At 52.2% G+C, this 17,523-nt stretch carries 19 protein-coding genes; 9 read left to right on the forward strand and 10 right to left on the reverse strand.

Annotated features, from left to right (window positions below):
• Positions 1-21: 21 nt before the first annotated feature.
• Both mpl and BZG14_RS11845 read left to right on the forward strand, forming a co-directional pair.
• Positions 22-1,395, forward strand: coding sequence for a UDP-N-acetylmuramate:L-alanyl-gamma-D-glutamyl-meso-diaminopimelate ligase (mpl, locus tag BZG14_RS11840; protein WP_077608828.1), 1,374 nt, complete (start codon positions 22-24; stop codon positions 1,393-1,395).
• Complete coding sequence (locus BZG14_RS11845; RefSeq protein WP_077608821.1) at positions 1,385-2,005, forward strand: flavin prenyltransferase UbiX; 621 nt, start codon at positions 1,385-1,387, stop codon at positions 2,003-2,005. Before mpl ends, BZG14_RS11845 begins: the two co-directional genes overlap by 11 nt.
• Positions 2,006-2,045: 40 nt before the next feature.
• Here BZG14_RS11845 and BZG14_RS11850 read toward each other — a convergent pair whose 3' ends face one another.
• From BZG14_RS11850 to argR, 3 genes are all read right to left on the reverse strand, one after another.
• Positions 2,046-2,477, reverse strand: a complete 432-nt coding sequence (locus tag BZG14_RS11850; protein WP_077608822.1) for a universal stress protein — start codon at positions 2,475-2,477, stop codon at positions 2,046-2,048.
• 59 nt (positions 2,478-2,536) lie between these two features.
• Complete coding sequence (locus BZG14_RS11855) at positions 2,537-5,107, reverse strand: TRAP transporter permease (protein ID WP_077608823.1); 2,571 nt, start codon at positions 5,105-5,107, stop codon at positions 2,537-2,539.
• 292 nt (positions 5,108-5,399) lie between these two features.
• Positions 5,400-5,870, reverse strand: a complete 471-nt coding sequence (gene argR / locus BZG14_RS11860; RefSeq protein WP_046074289.1) for a transcriptional regulator ArgR — start codon at positions 5,868-5,870, stop codon at positions 5,400-5,402.
• A 294-nt stretch (positions 5,871-6,164) separates the two neighbouring features.
• Between argR and mdh the strand changes: the two genes are divergently transcribed.
• Positions 6,165-7,103 carry a malate dehydrogenase gene (gene mdh / locus BZG14_RS11865; protein WP_077608824.1) on the forward strand — a complete coding sequence of 313 codons (939 nt, stop codon included), beginning with the start codon at positions 6,165-6,167 and terminating at the stop codon, positions 7,101-7,103.
• Positions 7,104-7,177: 74 nt separating this feature from the next.
• On the opposite strand, the gene ispB is transcribed toward mdh, so the two are convergent.
• Entirely contained in the window at positions 7,178-8,149 is a 972-nt protein-coding gene (gene ispB, locus BZG14_RS11870) for an octaprenyl diphosphate synthase (RefSeq protein WP_077608825.1), read from the reverse strand.
• Between the two features lie 367 nt (positions 8,150-8,516).
• Between ispB and rplU the strand changes: the two genes are divergently transcribed.
• From rplU to folA, 6 genes are all read left to right on the forward strand, one after another.
• Positions 8,517-8,828: a 50S ribosomal protein L21 gene (gene rplU, locus BZG14_RS11875; protein WP_046074286.1), complete on the forward strand. Its 312-nt coding sequence runs from the start codon at positions 8,517-8,519 to the stop codon at positions 8,826-8,828.
• Between the two features lie 18 nt (positions 8,829-8,846).
• Entirely contained in the window at positions 8,847-9,104 is a 258-nt protein-coding gene (rpmA, locus tag BZG14_RS11880; protein WP_069361675.1) for a 50S ribosomal protein L27, read from the forward strand.
• A gap of 217 nt (positions 9,105-9,321) precedes the next feature.
• Positions 9,322-10,482: an Obg family GTPase CgtA gene (cgtA, locus tag BZG14_RS11885; protein WP_069361676.1), complete on the forward strand. Its 1,161-nt coding sequence runs from the start codon at positions 9,322-9,324 to the stop codon at positions 10,480-10,482.
• A 146-nt stretch (positions 10,483-10,628) separates the two neighbouring features.
• Positions 10,629-11,408, forward strand: coding sequence for a threonine/serine ThrE exporter family protein (locus BZG14_RS11890; protein ID WP_069361677.1), 780 nt, complete (start codon positions 10,629-10,631; stop codon positions 11,406-11,408).
• Positions 11,405-11,869, forward strand: a complete 465-nt coding sequence (locus tag BZG14_RS11895) for a threonine/serine exporter family protein (RefSeq protein ID WP_069361678.1) — start codon at positions 11,405-11,407, stop codon at positions 11,867-11,869. Before BZG14_RS11890 ends, BZG14_RS11895 begins: the two co-directional genes overlap by 4 nt.
• A gap of 17 nt (positions 11,870-11,886) precedes the next feature.
• On the forward strand, positions 11,887-12,369 hold the full coding sequence (folA, locus tag BZG14_RS11900) for a type 3 dihydrofolate reductase (protein WP_077608826.1): 483 nt from the start codon (positions 11,887-11,889) through the stop codon (positions 12,367-12,369).
• Here folA and apaH read toward each other — a convergent pair.
• The 6 genes from apaH to lptD all read right to left on the reverse strand — a co-directional run.
• A complete protein-coding gene (apaH, locus tag BZG14_RS11905) occupies positions 12,366-13,193 on the reverse strand; it encodes a bis(5'-nucleosyl)-tetraphosphatase (symmetrical) ApaH (protein ID WP_077608827.1) in 828 nt (275 codons plus the stop codon). The two genes, folA and apaH, sit on opposite strands and share 4 nt — an antisense overlap.
• Positions 13,194-13,210: 17 nt before the next feature.
• Positions 13,211-13,594, reverse strand: a complete 384-nt coding sequence (gene apaG / locus BZG14_RS11910; RefSeq protein WP_069361681.1) for a Co2+/Mg2+ efflux protein ApaG — start codon at positions 13,592-13,594, stop codon at positions 13,211-13,213.
• A 14-nt stretch (positions 13,595-13,608) separates the two neighbouring features.
• Positions 13,609-14,415, reverse strand: coding sequence for a 16S rRNA (adenine(1518)-N(6)/adenine(1519)-N(6))-dimethyltransferase RsmA (rsmA, locus tag BZG14_RS11915; RefSeq protein ID WP_069361682.1), 807 nt, complete (start codon positions 14,413-14,415; stop codon positions 13,609-13,611).
• On the reverse strand, positions 14,405-15,397 hold the full coding sequence (gene pdxA / locus BZG14_RS11920; RefSeq protein ID WP_069361683.1) for a 4-hydroxythreonine-4-phosphate dehydrogenase PdxA: 993 nt from the start codon (positions 15,395-15,397) through the stop codon (positions 14,405-14,407). The genes rsmA and pdxA overlap by 11 nt, the downstream gene beginning before the upstream one ends.
• Positions 15,387-16,682 (reverse strand): peptidylprolyl isomerase SurA, encoded by a 1,296-nt coding sequence (gene surA, locus BZG14_RS11925; protein WP_077486420.1) that lies wholly within the window; start codon positions 16,680-16,682, stop codon positions 15,387-15,389. The genes pdxA and surA overlap by 11 nt, the downstream gene beginning before the upstream one ends.
• Before the next feature lie 53 nt (positions 16,683-16,735).
• Positions 16,736-17,523 (reverse strand): LPS assembly protein LptD (lptD, locus tag BZG14_RS11930; protein ID WP_131825184.1); only part of this gene is annotated, 788 nt, incomplete at its 5' end.

The raw sequence follows: 17,523 nt of genomic DNA on the forward strand, positions 1-17,523 counted from the left end.
ATCAACAATACAGTGAAGGCTATGCATATTCATATTTTAGGCATCTGCGGGACTTTTATGGGTGGCGCAGCCATGCTGGCAAAACAACTGGGGCATAGGGTGACGGGCTCTGACAGCCATGTTTATCCCCCGATGAGCACGCTACTTGAGTCTCAGGGAATCGATATTATCGAAGGCTATGATCCTGTCCAGCTATCACCTGCACCTGACTTGGTGGTGATTGGCAATGCCATGAGCCGTGGTAACCCTTGTGTCGAGGCGGTCCTCAACCAAGGCTTGCCGTATACCTCTGGCCCGCAATGGCTGCATGATTTTCTACTGCAAGACCGCTGGGTGCTGGCGGTATCTGGCACCCATGGAAAGACCACCACCGCCAGCATGCTGGCGTGGATTTTAGAAGACTGTGGCTACGCCCCCGGCTTTTTGATTGGTGGGGTAGCGAGTAACTTTAACGCGTCGGCGCGATTAGGCGATAGCCCGTTTTTTGTGGTGGAAGCGGATGAATATGACAGTGCGTTTTTCGATAAGCGCTCTAAGTTTATCCATTACCAACCGAAAACCTTGGTGATCAATAACCTTGAGTTCGATCACGCCGATATTTTTGATAATCTGGCGGCGATCAAGAAACAATTTCACCATGTGGTGCGTACCGTGCCGGGGATTGGGCAAATTATTGCGCCCTCAGACGATACCAATGTCACGGACACGTTGGCGATGGGCTGTTGGAGTGAGTGTGTGTACGCCGGGCCGGATGGCCAGTGGCAGAGCATGAAAAAAGACCCGGCTGGCAGTCAATTTGACGTGTACTTTGCCGGTGAACTCGTGGGGACGGTGAGCTGGGATTTAGTCGGTGATCACAACGTGCGTAATGCGTTGATGGCCATCGCGGCAGCGCGTCATGTGGGGGTGACACCTGATTTGGCCTGCCAATCGCTCGAGACATTTATCAATACCAAGCGACGTCTAGAGTGGCGAGGGGAGCAAGCCGGTGTCACTGTGTATGACGATTTTGCCCACCACCCGACGGCGATTCGCCTGACCCTTGAGGGGTTGCGCGCGAAAGTGGGTAATGGCCGCATTGTCGCTGTGCTCGAGCCACGTTCTAATACCATGAAGCAAGGGGTTCACAAGGATACACTAGCGGCGTCGTTGGCCGGTGCGGACACGGTGTTCTTATATCAACCGCAAGGGCTAGATTGGTCGCTTGAAGCGGTGGTGGACAACTGCACGCAGCCGGCGCGTATACATGACGATATTGATGCACTGGTAACTGCCCTGACTGAGCACGCCCAAGCAGGCGATACCGTGTTGGTGATGAGCAACGGCGGTTTTGGTGGCATTCATGACAAGCTGCTAACAGCTCTGGCGAGTAAGGAGGCGGTTTATGGCGGATAAACGAATAACCTTGGCGTGGACAGGCGCGTCCGGTGCGCCCTACGGTCTACGTTTGCTCGAGTGCCTGCTCGCACAAAATTATCAGGTTTTCTTATTGATCTCGTCGGCCGCACGTGTGGTGTTAGCGACCGAGCATGGGCTGAAACTTCCGTCAGGCCCGCAAGCGGCACAGAAAATATTAGCCGAACATCTGCAATGTGATAGCAACAAACTGATCGTTTGTGGTAAAGAAGATTGGTTTTCGCCGGTCGCCTCGGGATCGGCAGCGCCCAAGCAAATGGTGGTGTGCCCCTGCTCGGCAGGTTCGTTATCGTCCATTGCCCATGGTTTGTCTGATAACCTTATCGAACGCGCGGCGGATGTGGTACTTAAAGAGCGCGGACAGTTGCTCTTGGTGGTGCGCGAGACCCCGTTTTCAACGCTGCATTTAGAAAACATGCACAAGCTGTCGCAGATGGGTGTCACCATTATGCCTGCCGCGCCAGGCTTTTATCACCAGCCCCAGTCGATCGATGATTTAGTGGACTTTATGGTGGCGCGCATTTTAGATCACTTGGGGGCCGAACAAACCTTGGTGCCTCGCTGGGGCTATGATCAACGCCAGCGGTGAACAATGCTCAKGCACGTATCGACGTGCCTGAACCCTATGGTTAAGGTTTTAACACCATTACATGGACACTGGCACCTTCGAGCACTTTGGCTGCAACTGAGCCCAGCATCATTTTATTGACGCGTGAACGCTTATGGCTTGGCATCACAATCAGATCGCAGCCGATACGCTCTGCCGTTTTAATGATCCCCTTGTAGGGCTTACCTTCTTCAACCGACACCTGACAGGCCACGCCCTTGGGGACATATTTATCCGCAAATCCTTGTAAATTGCGCTTCATGTCGCGTTTCATTTTATTGGCGGCTTCTTCAGGGAAGTAAGAGGCGACCATCGAATTATGAATGCCGGGCAATACAGTGAGCAGGTGGATTTTGGCACCTGACTGGCTGGCGAGCCAAACAGCGTGAACGACCGCGGTATCTGCAAAGCTTTCGTCGTTCAAATCGACCGGAACCAAGATATGTTTATACATAGCGATATCCTTTGCACTTATAAAAGAAAGGGGCACGTGTCACACACGTCCCCCTGTTATTAGGCTTGGCGAATACGGCGGCGTTGATTCCACCCCAACAATGCTAAGAGCAAGAGAGTAGGGACAAACACCCACTCTTTCCATGGCCGGACATTATCGATAGTCACTGTTTTGATTTGCCAATCAAAATCAATCCCTGCTTTGTCAGCGTCACTGCCAAATTGGATCATATCCACCAACAACTTGTCGTCTTCCTCGCGAAGCATTAAGCCTGTGTCGTTAATGCGGGCTTTTCCGCTTTCAAGGCTATGATCCACGGGCAATACCACGTGCTTGGAGACTTGCTCACCAAAGAAGTTTTCTCCTTCCACTTCAAGCTGCAGCGGCTTCCCGTCTGGTAGCTGCTCCGCCACACGGGTGATCTCTGTGCCTGGGAAGCTGGTCGTCGGCGGATACACTTCGTCCCACCAAAACCCTGGACGGAAAAGGGAGAAGGTAATCAATAACAATAAGGCGGTTTCCCACCATTTGTTTCTAGTCATCCACCAACCTTGTGTTGCGGCAGAGAACGCCAGCATCGCTATGGTCGCCGACACAATGGTCAAAATCAGGTGGAAGGGGCCATCGAGATCGAGCAACAACAACTGGGTATTGAAGATAAACATAAATGGCAGAATGGCGGTGCGGATGTCGTAAGTAAAACCTTGCACACCGGTGCGGATGGGATCGGACTTAGCAATGGCCGCGGCCGCAAAGGCAGCTAACCCCACAGGGGGGGTGTCATCGGCAAGAATACCGAAATAGAACACAAATAAGTGCACCGCGATCAGTGGAATAATCAGCCCCTGCTGTGCACCTAAAGTAACAATCACTGGCGCCATCAGGGTAGAGACCACGATATAGTTGGCGGTGGTCGGTAGTCCCATCCCCAACAATAAGCTGATCACCGCGGTAAACAGCAACATCAGGAAGATGTTGCCGCCGGAGATAAACTCGACGAAGTCTGTCATTACCAAACCGATGCCAGTGAGGGTGACCGTACCCACCACAATCCCGGCCGCTGCAGTGGCGACACCGATACCGATCATGTTGCGCGCACCGGTCACAAAGGCTTCGAGAAGATCAACACCCCCGTCACGAATTTCTTCTTTAAAGTTAGTGCGCTGGTTGAAGTAGGCAATGAGTGGACGCTGGGTGAGAATGATAAAAATCATAAACACCGTCGCCCAAAATGCAGAGAGGCCTGGCGAGAAACGCTCCACGGTCAAACACCATACCAGCACGCCGATTGGCAGCAGGTAGTACAAGCCCGAACGCACGGTGGGGCCGGGCTCGGGGACCTCGGACAAATCAGCCGCCGCGGGGTCTTCCGCTGCTTGCGATTTATACTGGGCGGAGTAACGCACCAACAGCACATAGGCAATCAGCGTGAGGATACCGATGACCACGGTTGCCATGGCACCAAATACGTCTTTGGTCCAGCCAWTGCCGTAGTAGACCGCAGCGCTGAGCACCAACAAGCCAACAAACACCGTCATAAACGAGAACAGTTTTTGCAGTACCGTGCTGGTATGACGGCGTGGTAAGCCTTCCATGCCGGCTTTACAGGCTTCTAAGTGCACGATGTAAATCAGCGCAATATAAGAGATCAGTGCGGGAAGTAGCGCGGCTTTAATCACCTCGACGTAGGAAATGCCCACGTATTCCACCATCAAGAATGCCGCCGCCCCCATAATCGGTGGGGTGAGCTGGCCATTAGTCGAGGCAGCCACTTCCACCGCCCCGGCTTTATGACTTGGGAAGCCCACGCGTTTCATCAAGGGAATGGTAAAGGTCCCGGTAGTCACTACGTTGGCAATCGAAGAACCCGAGACCAAACCGGATAGGCCGGACGCGACCACCGCGGCTTTGGCGGGGCCACCGCGCATGTGACCGAGTAGTGAGAAGGCTACTTTAATGAAGTAGCCGCCGGCACCGGCGCGGTCGAGCAAGGCACCGAACAGGACAAACAGGAATACAAACGAGGTAGAGACGCCCAGTGCCACCCCGAAGACGCCTTCAGTAGTCAGCCACAAGTGTGACATGGCTTTGTTCAAGCTCGCGCCTTTGTGAGCGATGACGTCCGGCATGTAGGGGCCGGCAAAGGTATAGAGTAAGAACACACCTGCCACCACCATTAGCGGTGGGCCAAGGGCGCGGCGTGTTGCCTCAAGCATCAGAATCATACCGATGGCGGCAACCGTAATATCAAACGAGGTATAAGCGCCAGCACGGTCTGCAAGTTGGTTATAAAAAAGGAAGAGGTAACCGGCGGCTAAACTACCCGCTAGTGCAAATACCCAATCGAGTAATGGCACCCGATCTCGGGGGGAGGTCTTACGCGCGGGGTAGGCGGTGTAGGCCAAAAACATCGCGAACGCCAAATGGAGCGAGCGAGCTTCGGTATTATTGAGTACGCCAAAGTCGAGCGCGAAAGGTAGCGGCGACGCATACCAAAGCTGAAACAGGGACCAGCAAAGTGGTACCAGCCAAAGAATACGTCCTGATAGTCCATCCGGTGAGCGTGCGCCAGTATCTGCTTGCGCCACCATGTCTTGCACATCAGGAGACGATTGATGTGTCTTCGTCATGCAGTTTGTCCTTATTATCATATGCACCGCTGATGCGGCTACAGTGTCCCGAGAAATGCATACCCGGCTGCGTCACTATCTATGAGCGACTCGCCTGTCTGCAGCCCACTGCTACGCTCGCAGTCTCACTGACGTTTAACGAAAACGTGAACAGTGTGTGGCAGCTAAAAGCAGATAGTAACAGAGGGGTATCAAAAAATTAAAACGATGTTATCGCTTTTACTTTCGTTGCAATGACTCAAAAGTGAGATAAGGCARGTAGGCAGCGGCTTCGCGCTGCCTGATAGGGTAATCAATAATGATATTCAAACAGATCGCATACCGCCTCAAATAAGGCTTCTGTGCTGGTACCGCGGGTGGGCGTGATAAAGATGGTGTCGTCTCCGGCCACGGCACCCAGGATGCCTTCGGCCTTGCCCAATGAGTCGAGAAGCCGTGCGATAAGCTGCGCGGCCCCTGGCCCGGTATGGATCACTACCACAGCCTCATTATAGTCGATCTCCATCACCAGCTCGCGCAAGGCGCTGCCGGTGGTGGGGACTCCGAGTTCGATCGGTAAGCAATAGACCATTTCCATTTTGGCGTTGCGGGTACGCACTGCGCCGAATTTGGTCAACATGCGTGATACTTTCGACTGGTTGATGCCCTCAAATCCTTGAGCACGTAGGGCTTCGACAATCTCACCCTGAGAACTGAACTTTTCTTCTTTGAGGATCGCTTTAAACGCTCGAACCAATTGGTCTTGTTTTTCTGAGTTACGCATGACGGCAGACTCGCAATGACAAACGAGTGGCTATTTTGCATATACATGCAACGAGGGGCAATCACTGAGGGTGTAAAATGGCGACAATATCACTGTTGCTGACCAGACGCTCCGCGACAAACAAAGGGAGAGCGAAAAAATGAGAGCTTAGGCTGATCATCATCGCCTGAGGCTTGAGTGGGGGTAGGGGCGGGCATATGATGAAGCAACAGTTCGCACCATTGATGGGCGACTTGTGCCCGAACAGAAGCCGGACCGGATCCGGACTATAAGAAATATCGAAAGGAGAACGACATGAAAGTTGCTGTGATTGGCGCCGCGGGAGGCATTGGTCAGGCTCTAGCCCTACTGCTAAAAAATAATTTACCAGCCGGTTCCGACCTGGCCTTGTACGATATCGCTCCTGTTACGCCAGGTGTAGCGGTTGACTTGAGTCACATCCCCACGCCGGTCACCATCAAAGGCTATAGCGGCGAAGATCCAACGCCAGCACTTGATGGGGCTGATGTGGTGTTAATCTCTGCAGGGGTGGCTCGTAAGCCGGGTATGGATCGCTCTGATTTGTTCAATGTGAACGCGGGCATTGTGAAATCATTGGCGGAAAAGATTGCTGATGTGTGTCCAAAAGCCTGCGTAGGTATTATCACTAACCCGGTTAATACCACGGTGGCGATTGCCGCCGATGTGCTGAAAGCCAAGGGCGTTTACGATAAAAATAAACTGTTTGGCGTGACCACGCTGGATGTGATCCGCTCAGAAGCCTTTATCGGTGAGCTGAAAGGGATGGATCCACGCGACGTGTCTATTCCTGTTGTCGGTGGCCACTCAGGCGTGACGATTCTGCCGCTATTGTCGCAAGTAAAAGGCGTGACATTTAGCCAAGAAGAGGTTGAAGCCTTGACGCCGCGCATTCAAAACGCTGGCACTGAAGTGGTTGAAGCTAAAGCCGGTGGTGGCTCCGCAACCTTGTCAATGGGTCAGGCAGCATGTCGCTTTGGCCTCTCGCTGGTGCGCGCCCTGCAAGGTGAATCAAACGTGGTGGAATGTGCGTATGTTGAAGGCGACGGTCAGCACGCCCGCTTCTTCGCTCAACCGGTACGTCTGGGTAAAGAGGGAGTCGACGAGATCCTCAGCATCGGTGAGCTAAGTGCCTATGAGCAACAAGCGATGGACAAGATGCTGGAAACGCTGCGTAAAGATATCAAAATGGGCGAAGAGTTCGCGGCCAAATAGTAGGCATTCGACCTTGGTGAGGAAAGCGGCGCAACAGCGCCGCTTTTTAGTTTGGCTGAGGGGCTTAAATTGCGTTAGGTGTTGCGGTCAACCGCTAAATGCGCCAATGCCACTAAGGCGTGTTTATACGGGGTTTCTGGCAATATATCGAGCGCACCGATGGCTTTTTCTGATTCCTGCTCGGCACGCGCTCGGGTATACGCCAGTGAGCCGCAGGCGTCCATACAGGCCAAAATCGCCTCGAGTTTATCGCGGCCATTGCCTTTTTCGATGGCGGTACGAATCATCGCCGCTTCTTCCTCAGAGCCGTGTTGCATCGCGTGCAGCAAAGGTAGCGTCGGTTTGCCTTCTGCCAAATCATCACCCGTTTGCTTGCCCATTTCATTGTCAGCACTGGTGTAGTCAATCACATCATCAATTAACTGGAACGCTGTTCCAAGATATCGGCCATAGTCTTGGAGGGCTTTCTCCGTGTCTGCGTCTGCCTCGTTAAGAATCGCGCCAATCTGGGTGGCTGACTCAAACAAACGCGCGGTTTTAGAGTAGATGACCTGCATATAACTGGTTTCTGTGGTATCAGGGTCGTTACAATTYATCAATTGCAGCACTTCCCCTTCAGCAATCACATTGGTAGCCTCACTCATTAAATCCAGAATGCGTAACGAGCGTAGGCTGGTCATCATTTGAAACGAGCGGGTGTAAATGTAATCACCGACTAACACACTGGCCGCATTACCAAACAAGGCATTGGCGGTTGCATTGCCACGGCGCAAGTCCGATTCATCGACCACGTCATCATGGAGCAAGGTGGCGGTATGAATGAATTCAATAAATGCGGCGGCGGTGGTGTGTTTGTCACCGTGATAACCAAGTGCACGCGCCGCTAATACAGCGAGCATCGGGCGCAGTCGTTTGCCACCGCTGTTAACGATGTAAAAGCCGAGCTGATTGATTAGCGCGACATCAGAGTTTAACTGGGCGAGGATCTTTTGGTCGACCTGCGCCATGTCATCACTAATTAAGGCTTGGATTGATTTGAAATCCATGAATATATCCGGGCTTTGTCCTAGTTACTTGCCTGCCGAGCTAACGAAATAAATCACAACTCACTAGCAGCAAGAGGCGAAATATTGCACGTTAATACGTTCAGAATGGCGTGAAACCTTCGTCAGTATCGGCACCAGAGCGGGTATTTAGCTTGGCATAGTACACCAGATGACAGGCGACGAGATAGCGCTCGCACAGGGAAAATGTGTGGGAATTAATGCTGAGCACCTTTTCACCAATTTTCTTGCTTTCCCCTCTTGCCTCAAATCAATTTCTGCCGTAGAATTCGCGCCCTATTGATGAATTATATGCGCACCCCTTGTTGCTCAATATTGCAGCAGGCCGTGCGGAAATGCGGAGTAAAACATGTACGCAGTTTTCCAAAGTGGTGGTAAGCAACACCGAGTAAGCGAAGGCCAGACTATTCGCTTGGAAAAGCTAGACGTTGAAACTGGCGCAAGTGTAGAACTTGACAAAGTATTGCTAGTGGCAAACGGCGAAGACGTTAAAGTTGGCGCGCCTTTTGTTAGCGGTGCAAAAGTAACAGCAGAAGTTGTTACTCACGGTCGCGGCGATAAAGTGAATATCGTTAAGTTCCGTCGTCGTAAACATTCTCGCAAGCACATGGGCCACCGTCAGTGGTTCACTGAAGTCAAAATCACTGGCATCAGCGCTTAAGAGTAGGAGAGAGAAGAGATGGCACACAAAAAAGCTGGCGGTTCTACTAAAAACGGCCGCGATTCAGAAAGTAAACGCCTAGGTGTTAAACGCTTCGGTGGTGAGTCTGTACTAGCAGGTAACATCATCGTTCGTCAACGTGGTACTAAATTCCACGCAGGCACTAACGTAGGTTGCGGTAAAGACCACACTCTATTCGCTCTGTCTGATGGCAAAGTGAAATTTGAGACCAAAGGTCGTCATAACCGTAAATTCGTTACTATCGAAGCTGAATAAGCTTCAACGCCAAGCGAATTTCTGAAGCCCTGCCTTTTGGCGGGGCTTTTTATTGTGTCTGGTGATCACCGGTCAATGAGCGTTTGATCAGAGAGGCGCGGAAAGTCGGTCAAAGCAGAAAAATGATCCTAAGATCGATAAGATCGCCATTCACTAATCTGGGATAAGGCTAGTTGCAATAAACGTGCGTTTTAGCAATTGGTGCGGAGAAGTTAGCATGAAGTTTGTAGATGAAGCGATTATTCGCGTCGATGCCGGGGACGGGGGCAATGGGACCGTCAGCTTCCGGCGGGAAAAATATGTCCCTAAAGGGGGCCCAGATGGCGGTGATGGCGGTGATGGTGGTGATGTCTATCTGCTAGCCGACGAAAACCTCAATACCCTGATCGATTATCAGTTTGAGCGCTTTCACTCTGCAGCGCGTGGTGAAAACGGTCGCGGGGGTAACTGTACCGGTAAACGCGGTGAAGACTTGGTACTCAATGTGCCTGTTGGTACCCGGGCTGTGGATGAAGACACGGGTGAGGTGATTGCCGACTTAACCCAACATGGCATGAAAGTGATGGTAGCCAAAGGTGGGTTTCACGGCCTTGGCAATACGCGTTTCAAATCGTCCGTCAACCGCGCCCCACGACAAAAAACCATGGGAACTAAAGGCGAAGTCCGTCAGCTGCGTTTGGAGCTGTTGTTGTTGGCCGATGTGGGGATGCTAGGTTTGCCGAATGCGGGCAAATCGACCTTTATTCGTGCGGTGTCGGCGGCAAAGCCGAAAGTGGCTGATTATCCCTTTACCACGTTAGTGCCTAGCCTTGGCGTGGTCCGTGTCGCGGCTGACAAGAGCTTTGTGGTGGCCGATATTCCTGGTCTGATTGAAGGTGCGGCTGATGGCGCGGGACTGGGTATTCGCTTCTTGAAACACCTGGAACGCTGTCGTGTGTTGTTACACATGATTGATTTGCTGCCCGTTGATGGTACCGATCCGGTCGATAACGCGTTCACCATTATTGATGAATTGAATCAATACAGCGAAAAGCTGGCGGATAAACCGCGTTGGTTGGTATTTAACAAAGTGGATTTGATGCCAGAAGACGAGGCACAGGCGCAAATTGAGCGTGTGTTAGAAGCTCTGGCGTGGGATGACAAATACTACGCGATATCCGCGATTAACAAAGCGAACGTCCAACCGCTTATTTACGATCTGATGGCATCGATCGAGGCGCTACCTGCGCCGAAACCTGAGGTTGAGCCGGAAGATGAGACGGTGGCGTTCAAGTGGGATGATCACCACGAACAGCAGCTCAATCAAAGCGATGACGACGATGATTGGGATGATTGGAACGAAGACGACTACGACGTCGAGATCATCTACAAGCCTTAATCCTAAAAAGCCGTTACGTCTGTAGCGGCTTTTTTTATGTCCGATTTGGCGATAATCTGATCGCAACTTTATTTGCATCAAAGACCGTGGCGAGTCGGTGGTGAATACTGCGAGCAGATAGGCGCAATGTAAGAGGGATTTTTAAGGTGGGAAAGCGGTTAACCGAGCCAGAGCAGCGTGCTATATCGCGTTTAGTGATTGAAGTCGGGCAGCGACTGTTACAGCATGGCGCGGAAAGTAAGCTGGTCAGTGATGTAAGTATTCGCTTAGGACGTGCACTAGGACTCGATAGCGTTGAGCTGGCGTTATCGGCGAGTTCTTTGGTAGTCACCACGCTCAGTCAAGGTCATTGTATCACCACCGCCAGACGTTGCCCCGATCGCGGGATCAACATGAAAGTGGTGACCGATATCCAACGCACGGTCATTTTGGCCGAGAAAGGGATCCTCGATGCTTTGGCGGTGCGCAAGCGCTTAAGTCGGATCGAGCCCTTTCGCTATCCACCTTGGCTGGTGGTGGGAATGATAGGCTTGTCATGTGCGGCTTTCAGTCGATTAGCGGGCGGCGATGCCGTGGTGTTTGCACTCACGTTTATCGCGTCTGCAACCGGCATGCGAGTGCGCCAACTGATTGCCCACCGTCACTTTAATCCGCTTCTCACTTTCGCGGTCACCGCGATGGTCACCACCTTGATATCCAGCGTGGGCACGATAATGGATTGGGGTAACGAACCCTTCCTTATCATGGCCTCATCAGTCTTAATGCTCGTCCCCGGCTATCCGTTGATAAACGCGGTATCAGACATGGTCAAAGGCTTTGTCGATATGGGGATCGCTCGTTGGACGATGGCATCCTTGCTCACCTTGGCAACAGCGCTGGGTATTGTTGGTGCCATGAGTCTTGTGGGGGCATGGGGATGGTTATGAGTTTATTGCTCGCCTTACTGGAAGATATGTTCTTTGCCATGATCCCCGCGGTGGGGTTTGCATTAGTGTTTAATGTACCGGTTAAGGCGCTCAAATACTGTGCCTATGGCGGTGCGGTCGGCCATGGTTTGCGCTTTGTGCTGATGGAATCCGGGGTCGCCATTGAATGGGCCACGCTGGCAGGCGCGACCACGATTGGCTTTTTAGGTGTGTACTGGTCGCAGCGCTTTTTGGCGCATCCCAAGGTGTTTACCGTGGCGGCAATTATCCCGATGATCCCAGGCGTTTACGCGTTTAAAGCGATGATTGCGTTGGTAACCATCAACAATCAAGGCTATAGCCCTGCTTTATGGGCGAGCCTTATTGAAAACCTGACCACCGCGGGGTTCATTCTCTCGGCACTGGCCATTGGCCTTGCGATGCCAGGGTTATTGTTTTATCGTCGCCGACCAGTGATTTAAAGAAAAGGGTACCTGTAATGCGCGTCAGTTTAGTGGCTGCGATGGCAAACGATCGAGTGATTGGCAAGAATAACCAAATGCCGTGGCATTTGCCGGCAGATTTAGCGTGGTTTAAACGTACTACTCTTGGTTATCCTGTGGTGATGGGGCGCAAAACCTTTGAGTCAATTGGTCGTCCGCTGCCCAAACGACCGAACATTGTGATCAGTCGCGACCCGGACTATCAGCCAGAGGGAGTCACTGTCGTGCGCTCGCCAGAACAAGCGCTTGAAACCGTGGCCGAGTATGAGGAGATCATGGTGATTGGTGGCGGTACCATTTATCAGGCATTTTTGCCCCGTGCTGACCGCTTGTATCTTACCTTTATTGATCTTGACGTCGACGGCGATACCCGCTTCCCGCAGTGGGGGGAAGGGTGGAAGAAAACAGAGGTCGGCTCACATCCAGTGGATGATAAAAACGCCCACCCCATCACTTTTACTGTCTGGGATCGTGCCTAAGTAGCGCTATTTTCTGCCGCTAACGTAAAGCAGGCTTTATCTTCCCAACGAAGGAGCGTGAGCTTGCCGCCCCATACGCACCCAGTATCTAGCCCATAAAGCTTGGGCTGGATGGTGCCATTTAACGCCGCCCAATGGCCAAACACCACCGACTGGTCAAGCGGCTGGCGCGCTGGTACCTCAAACCAAGGCAATAAACCGCTGTCAGCCGCTTGGCTAGGTGGCAGCTTGCATTGCATGTCCAGGCGGCCATCTAGGAAACAAAAACGCATGCGGGTAAAGCTATTGATGATATAGCGATAACGGTCAAGGCCGCTCAGTGATGGATCCCACTGATCGGGGCTGTCGGCATACATGTTTTCCAGCAACCAGCGCTGCTCGTTACTGCGCAGTATCGCTTCTACCTCATTGGCACAGGTGACAGCGGTCTTTTTGTCCCACTGCGGGCTTATGCCTGCATGGGCCAGCAAAAAGCCACCGTCTGGCGCGGCGACATCCATCAGGAGCGGCTGCTGAGACAACCAGCCGAGGAGTTGATCCCGATCTGGCGCATCAAGAATAGGCTGAGTATTGTCTTTGCCTTTAACGGGTTTTATGCCATGGGCAACGGCCAGCAAGTGCAAGTCGTGGTTACCCAAGACGACGCGCGCCGCGTCCCCGAGCTGATAAAAGAAACGTAACACGCTGAGGGAGTCGGGGCCGCGTGCGACCAAATCTCCAACCGAGTACAAGATGTCTTTATCTGGGGAAAAATCGACCTGAGTGAGAAGCGCACGTAATGTGCGCTCACAACCATGGATATCCCCGACAAGATAGGTCGCCATATGCCTCCCTGTTGGGATTAGTGGAGAATGTTTGGCAGCGCGAGACGAAACGGTGCAATATCGACCTTAAACGACTGATCGTCTTGATCTTGCATGGTATAAAAACCTTGCATTACACCCACAGGCGTCTCGATGATGGTGCCACTGGTGTAGGTGTATTTTTCCCCCGCGGCAATCTTGGGTTGCTCGCCGACAACGCCTTCTCCTTCTATTTCTAGCTCTTTACCATTAGCATCGGTAATGAGCCATTTTCTGCGCATGAGTTGCGCAGGGGCATCGCCGCGGTTTTCAATGGTGACCGTGTATGAGAAGACAAAGCGCTCATTGTCAGGCTCAGATTGGTCTTCCACATATTGTGTCGCGACGTGAATCTCGAATTGCGATTGTTCGGTGGCTTGCAAATCAAGGCTCCTGTTTATGATGAGTGATTGGCATCTAACCAGTTGGCCAAGCTGGAGAACTGCGCCAAGGTCATGTGCTCAGGACGTAAGCTAGGGTCGATACCAAGCTCGGTCAATGTATCGACACTAACCAATGATTTAAAACAGTTACGTATGGTTTTACGGCGTTGATTAAAACCTTCACGACACACGCGCTCTAACCATGACAAATTGGTGACTGGATGTGGCAAGGTTTTGTGTGGCACTAAGCGCACAACCGCGGAGTCCACTTTCGGTGCCGGCTTAAAGGCACTCGGTGGTACCTCCAATACCGGGATCACTTGGCAGTAGTATTGTGCCATGACGGTAAGACGCCCGTAGGCTTTGGTGCCAGGACCAGCGGCGAGACGATTCACCACTTCTTTTTGCAACATAAAGTGCATATCTTGCACTTGGTCGGCAAAAGAGAACAAATGGAACATTAACGGCGTAGAGACATTGTATGGCAGGTTACCAAAAATCCGTAGCGGGCCTTGCTTGGCAAGCTCGGCAAAATCAAAGGCCATCGCATCGGCTTCATGCACCGTGAGTTTACGGCCCATAAATGGATGACTGCGTAGGCGTGCGGCAAGATCCCGGTCAAGCTCTACCACGTTTAGGTGGTCGACCTGCTCTGTGACGGGCTCGGTGAGCGCGCCCAGGCCTGGGCCAATCTCGACTAAGTTCTCGCCGGATTGGGGGTTAATGGCTGATACAATGCCGTCAATGATGTAAGGATCATTGAGGAAGTTTTGCCCGAAACGTTTTCTGGCACGGTGGCCTTGATGGACTTTATCGCTCATGCTTGCTATCTACTAATTCAATGGCGTGGGAGATGGCCGTCCGCAGGCTTCCTGTATCCGCCGTACCGGTACCCGCTAAATCCAGTGCGGTACCATGATCTACTGATGTTCTGACAAAAGGCAGGCCCAAGGTAATATTCACTGAGCGCCCAAATCCTTTGAATTTTAACACAGGTAAGCCCTGGTCGTGATACATCGCCAGTACAGCATCGGCATCTTGCAGGTACTTTTCTTGGAAAAGCGTATCCGCGGGTAGGGGACCGACTAAATCCATCCCTTGTTGGCGTAAATCATCGAGGGCCGGTTCAATGGTGTCGATTTCCTCTGTGCCTAAACAGCCTCCCTCTCCGGCATGAGGATTCAGGCCGCAGACATAAATACGAGGGTGTGCAATCGCAAACTTCTCGCGTAAGTCTTGATGCAAAATGCCGATAACATCGTGCAAGCGCTCACGGGTGATGGCCTTGGAGACATAGGCCAAGGGAATGTGGGTGGTGACCAAGGCGACACGTAACCCTTCAGTGGCGAGCATCATCACCACTTGATTGACATTGGCGTGCTGGGCAAAAAACTCCGTATGGCCGCTAAAAGATACCCCTGCACGGTTGATGATCCCTTTGTGAACCGGGCCGGTGACAATCGCGGCAAACTCACCGCTCATGTTTCCTTCCGCGGCGCGAGTCAGGGTATCGAGCACATAGCGGCCGTTGGCTTCATCTAATTGACCAGGGGTCACCGCCGCACCAATCGGCGTCTCTGCGACGATAAGCTCGCCCGCCTGGTGTGCTTGCGGCTCAGTGCTGGGATCATAGTCTCGCAAGCTGATAGCCAGTCCTAATTGCTTGGCGCGCTCAGCCAGCATTTGCTTGTTCGCGACCGCGACAAGCTGATGAGGCCAAGCATGAAGCGCCATGGCCAAGACAAGATCAGGCCCGATGCCCGCAGGCTCTCCGGGCGTAATCGCGATACGCTCAGCTGTCATCGGTGATCACCTCGACGTAAGCCCCTGCGCGTAGCTCTTGCAGCCAGGCCTGCGCTTCTTCGTTGAACTTTCTATTGAATAGCATGCGGTAAGCGCGATTTTTCACAGCCGCATCGGTTTTATCCACTTCACGACGATCGGTGACTTCGACGATATGCCAGCCATGTACGGTTTTAAACGGTTCGCTGACTTGGCCTTCTGGCAGGGCATCAACTTTCGCCTTAAAGGCGGGTACATAGGCATCGGTGGTGGACCAACCTAGGTCGCCACCATTGACTGCCGAGCCTGGATCGTCGCTGTACTGCTTGGCGAGATCAGCAAAACTTTGCTCACCACGTCGGATTTGATCTGTTAATTGGTTGAGCTCTTTCTGCGCGCCTTTATCACTCAGCACGATCGATGGTTTGATCAGGATATGACGCGCTTTCACTTCGGTGACGGCGACAGTTTCTAGTCCTTGTACATCGTCAATTTTGAGAATATGGAAGCCAACCCCGCTTCTAAACGGCCCGATGATTGCCCCTTTACCTTGGTTGGTGATCTGGTCGGCGAAAATAGTCGGCATTTCCTCTCGGCGCAACCAGCCCCAATCACCGCCGTCTAGCGCTTTAGGGCCTTTGGAGTATTCCATCGCCAGCTCGGCGATATCACCGTCATGGCGCAGGGTATCAACGAGACGGTGAGCTTGTTTTTTGACGCTTTCACGCTCAGTTTTGCTGGCATCGTCGTCTAATTTGAGCTGAATATGCGAAAGTTTGTATTTTACCTTTTGCATCTTTTGCTCATTTAACTGGCTGGCAAGCGTTTCGACTTCTTGCGGTAAAATACTGATTCGGCGGCGTACTTGCGCGTTACGTGCTTCGGAAATGGTAAGTTCACGACGCACTTGTTCACGGTATTGTGCCCATGCGACACCTTGCTCGGCCATTTTTTCTCGCAGGGCTTGCACACTGACAGACTGCTCCTTAGCAATGTTTTCGATTGCTTGTTGCAACTGGCTATCGTCTATCTGGATCCCTAAACGTTTGGCCTCTTGCAGTTGTAGCTCCTCGATAACCAGCCGCTCACGCATTTGCTCTTCAAGCACATCTTGTGGCGGTAATTCGCGATCGCTGTTGGCGGCATTAAGGGTAACGGTGCGACGCATCGCCGCCATATCACTTTGTAATACCACGCCGTCATTGACCACTGCGATCACGCGATCCAGCTCTTGAGGTGCCGCTTGCGTTAAGGGGGTCAGCAACACTAAAACGCCAGTGATGAGGGCGTGACTCCATTTGTTCATGCTTTGTCCACTTCTTTTCATAGGTTCAACAGTCCAGACCACAATAAAGCGGGTTAGTTCTTCAGCGCAAAAGGATTGCGATAACCCAAGGCGTTGCCTGAGTCTGTGCTGAAGTTAAAGCCGCTATCAGCCCCTAGCCCTAGGAGGCTAAATGAGAGGGTGACGTTATTGTCGTATTCTGGGTCTGTATTAATATCAGAGCGTGAGAGTAAGTACTCGTTATAGCTCAAGCCGACCACCCAACAATCAGAGCGATAGGTCAGGCTAAACTGGTTTTCTAGCATCACGTCTTGAGTGAGATCGCGCCAGTATTGGCCTTTAAAACTGAGGCCTCCCCATAGCGGGAAGCCCGTGACCACCCCGGCTTGGGACAGGCCATCATCGGTGAGTGCGCTGATATCTCGGTTCGGCAAGGTAGACTCAATATATTCTTGTGCCACATAGCGATAACTGGTTTGTGCGTAGAATTGTTGGTGGCGATACTCGGCAATCGCGTTACCAAACTGCATTTCACTGAGGTTGCTGTCATATTGCATGGATGCCCGTAAAAACAGGTAGTCATCAATATTGGCTTCCCCTTCGAGCGCCCAAGACGAATAATCGAAGGTTTCTGCGTCTTGGTTGGAGGGCTGATCGAAGTAATAAATTTGCCCGAACGACAGGTTGAGTCGCTCTTTATAACCACCGTCGTAAAAACGGGTGGTCGCCCCGTAGGTTAGCTGATTAGCCGGGTTAATATAATCAATGCTGCTAAATTGATTGCCGCGGAATAACCCATAGTAGTCGGTTTGTAAGCGTGCGGTATCGTAACCGCCGCCACTGAAGTTGACCGGGTTATAAA

The sequence above is a fragment of the Salinivibrio sp. IB282 genome (genome assembly GCF_001995685.1).
In the GTDB taxonomy this organism is placed as follows: domain Bacteria; phylum Pseudomonadota; class Gammaproteobacteria; order Enterobacterales; family Vibrionaceae; genus Salinivibrio; species Salinivibrio kushneri.